The sequence below is a fragment of the Baaleninema sp. genome (assembly GCF_049974805.1).
Lineage (GTDB): Bacteria > Cyanobacteriota > Cyanobacteriia > Cyanobacteriales > Geitlerinemataceae > Baaleninema.
On the sequence record NZ_JBNGCO010000201.1, the window covers coordinates 1 to 4,147 of the forward strand.

The 4,147-nt window shown below is 53.9% G+C and carries 5 protein-coding genes; all 5 read right to left on the bottom strand.

Going from position 1 to position 4,147, the window contains the following annotated elements; genetic code table 11:
- Window positions 1-31 precede the first annotated feature (31 nt).
- On the bottom strand, window positions 32-334 hold the full coding sequence (locus ACP5D4_RS21140) for a hypothetical protein (RefSeq protein WP_428013581.1): 303 nt from the start codon (window positions 332-334) through the stop codon (window positions 32-34).
- Window positions 318-1,586, bottom strand: a complete 1,269-nt coding sequence (locus tag ACP5D4_RS21145; protein WP_428013585.1) for a WD40 repeat domain-containing protein — start codon at window positions 1,584-1,586, stop codon at window positions 318-320. Before ACP5D4_RS21145 ends, ACP5D4_RS21140 begins: the two co-directional genes overlap by 17 nt.
- Before the next feature lie 80 nt (window positions 1,587-1,666).
- Complete coding sequence (locus tag ACP5D4_RS21150) at window positions 1,667-2,701, bottom strand: hypothetical protein (protein WP_428013582.1); 1,035 nt, start codon at window positions 2,699-2,701, stop codon at window positions 1,667-1,669.
- 216 nt (window positions 2,702-2,917) lie between these two features.
- Window positions 2,918-3,865, bottom strand: a complete 948-nt coding sequence (locus tag ACP5D4_RS21155) for a hypothetical protein (RefSeq protein ID WP_428013583.1) — start codon at window positions 3,863-3,865, stop codon at window positions 2,918-2,920.
- A 42-nt stretch (window positions 3,866-3,907) separates the two neighbouring features.
- Window positions 3,908-4,147, bottom strand: a 240-nt coding sequence (locus ACP5D4_RS21160; protein WP_428013584.1) for a zinc ribbon domain-containing protein, incomplete at its 5' end; no start/stop codon positions are given.

Genomic DNA, 4,147 nt, shown 5'->3' on the forward strand with positions numbered 1-4,147 from the left:
TATAGCAGAGTCGCCCTGAAAGGGCGAGGCTTTAGACCCAAAATTTCTGGTAAACGTCCGATCGCGCCTGGGGAGGAATGCGAAAGCGAAATTGGAATTCGAGGGATTTTTCGGCGTCGAGGGTGGCGGATTTTAAGGTGGTGTCGAAATCGCTCCAGGCGGCTAACAAACTCTCCGCTTGGATGTCGTTGGGTTGAGGCGACAGCCAAACGTCTACCCGCGTTTGGCGAGATCCGTAGTTGGCGACTTTCACCACCAGGTCGAACGGTTGTCCTCGGCGTCCTTCTTCGATGGGGTTGACGGTGGCGACGATGGCACTATTGACAGTTGGCATCGGGCGCTATCCTACGACGATAGAGTTGAATTCTGCCATCCTCGCCGTCGCTGACGACGAAGATCGATCGACGATCGATATCGGCGAAGATATCGACGCTGTTGAGGGGGGTTCTGGGAAGTCGCGCTAAGGTTCGGACTTCCGGTTCTCGGGCGTTTCCTGGCTCTAACAGCGCCGCCTCGAAAGACCACAACACTACTCGTCCGTCGTCGCCGACGCTGGCGAGATAGTAGCATTGTCCTTGGTGGGTCAGGGCCACCGATCGCACGGGACGACCGCGATGGGTCTCTCGCCCTTGCCAGCGGATGAGGGGGCGATCGCAAGTCCAGTTTCGCGCGAAGTAGTCGAAATCTCTCTCGTACTCCCACGCCCCTTCTTTTTCAAAGCTTTTCGGCCGGTCGGCCTCCTGCAAACAGCCACGCATGGCCTCTAAATCCCAAATTCTCACGTAACCCTGGGTGTCGGCGGTGACGAGGGCCCGTTGGCGGACGGCCATAGTGGTGATGTAATCGGTTTTGCTGTAAATCGGCTCGAAATAGGCGCTTTCGCCGATTTTTTGGCGAAAGATGGAGGAGAGGTCGAACACCCGTCGATCGTTCCAGTTCCACACCCAGAAGGCATTTTTTTCTCCCCCCACTAGCAGCCAGCGATCGCCGTTGACGCCGTCGGTGTCGGCGATGGCGTAGGTGGCTTTTTTGAGATAAATTTCTCGGCTGGGGTCTTCGAGGCTATTGGGACGATCGAACCCGTCTAAATCCCACTGTCGCACGAAACCGCTGCCGTGGGCGCTGAACAAATAGCGGGTGTCGGGGCTGAAACTCAAATCGAAAACGTTGTCGAAAAGTCCGTTACGGTTGCGGTTCCAACGTCGAATGGGTTCGGCGGCGTTGGAGGCGGCGTCCCACAGTTGTATTTCGCCGTTGGTGAGTCCGGCGGCGACTAAGAGCCGTTCGGAATCTCTCAGAGGACGCTCTCGCAAGACGCGCACGCTGGCGCCGGCGTCTCCGCCCCCGGTGAAGTAGACGCCGTTCCAACCGCGATAGAGGTTTTCCAGGGGCCGGTTGACTTCCCAGCGGAACAGGTGGCGATCACGAGAGCCGCTTAAAACCCGGGTTCCTCGATCGATGAAGTTCACGGTGTTTACGGTGTCGGCGTGGCGTTGGCTGAAGAGGTAGCGAAATAGGGGAACCGCCGCTAACACCAGTAACAGCAGCAACAACGCCAGTCCTTTGGCCCAACTGAGCGATCGCACTGTCAAACTTAGGGTATGGCGGCGGTTGGGGGCGATGCGGATATTGGGAGGATCGGGAGAGGAGGCGATGGCGTCGAAGGTTAACTCCCGATCGAACCACGTCGGTTGTTTGAGGTTGGCGACGATGGCGTAAAGGGTTTTTGCTCTCCCGGTTTCAGGGTGACGGTTTCGGGTTCGATGCGACAGATGATGTCCTCTTTTTTCGAGAGGTGGGTGTGAGGCGAAATCTCGAAATTGAGGGTTTGGGACAGGTTGCTGCGGTTGGTCAGTTCGATGGGGTAACAAACGCTGCGGGATAAGGCTTTGGCGTCTTTGGACTCTTGGGCGATCGGGGGTTTTTCGGGGCGATCGCGCTCGCTGTCTCGGTCGTCGGGAAAGATGCGATCGCGCGTCGGACAGTCGAATTCTAAAACACCGCTGGGATTGACGATGAGGGTACCGAGCGATCGCACCTTTTGCGTCAGTTTGGGTTTGACGATCTCGATGGCGAATTCGTAGGGACGCTCTCCTTCGGTTTGGCTGGCTTGGGGGACGACGACGGAAAAGGCGGCGGATTCGGCGCTGTCCGCCCCCACTGTCAACTGTACGTCTTCGGTTTCTAGCCAATCGGGGGGAAGCGCCATCGGCGTCAGTTGTAAACTCACCTCGACGGCTTTTTTACGGGCGTTGCGAACCCGCACGGGAATCGAGACGCGCTTTCCGGCGTCAACGCGAATTTGGTTGTCGGGGGCTAAGAGGTTCAGGCTGAGATATCGCCCCGCCAGCACTTTGACGGTATGTCCTTGGACGGTGGTGGCCAGGCGTCGGTTTTCTAAGGCTTGTATCTCGAAGACGAGGGGAATTTCTCCTTCGGAACCGGGAATGGGACTGTCGGCGATTTCTACCTCGAAGTCAGCGGTGGTTCCCGGCGGTTTTTTGGCGCAGACGCGGGGTTTGAGGCGATACCAGTGATGAAATTCTGACCCTTGCGCCCCCTGGGGATATACTCGCACTTGAAAGCTCAGGAAGCGTTCTGAGGTGTTCGTCACCGACACTTTAAAGAAACTGCGGCTGCTGCGTTCGGGGTCGAAGACAACCGTTTTCGGTGTAATGTTGGCGACGGGATTTCGATACATTTGCGAATTGGTTATTGATAATTGGTTATTGATAATTGGTTTGTATTAAAATTGAGGGAACAATCAGGCGCGTTACTTTTTTTGCTACTTTTTGGCTGAAAGAACTGCTAATTTTTCTGTTTTGGTGAATATCGAGTTTAAAAAATTACTAAAAATTCTCTTGTGGTGGGTTGCTTTTCATGTTTTTACTGCCGATTCAATTCTAGATTGATGATTTTATTTCCAGTTTGAAAAGTGTTTCTGTTCGCGAAGATACTGAAAGAAATTTAAAATATTGATGCCCAATTCCTGCGCCGCTCGAATTTCGGCGCGATCGAGTTCTAAGGGAAAGGAAACGCCCCAAGCTAAGGATAATAATCCTTCACATAGTAAGATATCCCCCAAGACTTTAAACTGAATCGGTTCGAGAGCTTCCCCAGCGGGTAATCGTTGAAAGGCAAACGGTTGAGTGCGGACGGGATGGCGTCGATCGAGATCTTGCCAATCCTGCTTTCCCCCGTAAATTGACTCTAAACTCGACAAAATTGGCAAGCGTTCAGCGTTTTGCGGCACTTCTATCCACAACATCCCCCCTGCTTCAATATAATCCCGTAATAAGCGAATTTGAACCTCGTTGAGGAGGATGTTTTGCCACGCGCTTCCAAGATAAAGAGCGTCGTAGTGATGGGCGATTTCAGAGGGCGATCGCTGGCTTTCGAGGTCTCCGTCAGGGCGCGATTCGATAATGAAAAAGGTGAGAGAGGTGTTTTCGCGACCCATCTGCAGTCGATCGATTTCCCGAACGCCGTGTAACTGGGGGTACAGTCCGTCTAAAGACTCTACGAGATCCCCCAAACCGTCGATGGAGCGATCGATTTCTTCATTAAACTCTTCAAATTCCGCGTTGTCTAACACCCCCACCCGTACCGTTTTCCAAGGACGCCAACGGGCTCGACGGCGGTAGCGGAAATCTAATTCGTTAATTTGGGGGTCTAGATAATTTTGAGGGGAATAGAGTTCGTAATGACGTCCCCTCAACCGCACTCGACAGAGTTCGATTTCTCGCCCCGTTAAGGGTTCCGTCTGTTGGTCGATTTCAAACCACTCCCGCAGGACCCCCCGTCCGTTGGTTTGACTGCGATCGACCCCAACGACGGGATCGTGATAGCAAACGTATAAATACACCTTGACGTTCTCCCCCGCCTGAAGGCAGGGGGATTCATCGTTCTACGAGTCTCCGTTAGCTGACAGGATCTCTCCAGCCAGCCAAGAGGGAATCTCTCCCGATGCGTGAATTCGGGTGCGCCCCACCCTACTCAATCCCAATTTAAGGATGTTAATCGCTGCGTTCGTATCGCGATCGGCAACGAAGCCACAATGGGGACAAATATGGGTTCTCGTTGATAGAGACTTCTGCACCTTTTCCCCGCAACTCGAACAGTTTTGACTCGTGTTGTAGGGCGGTAC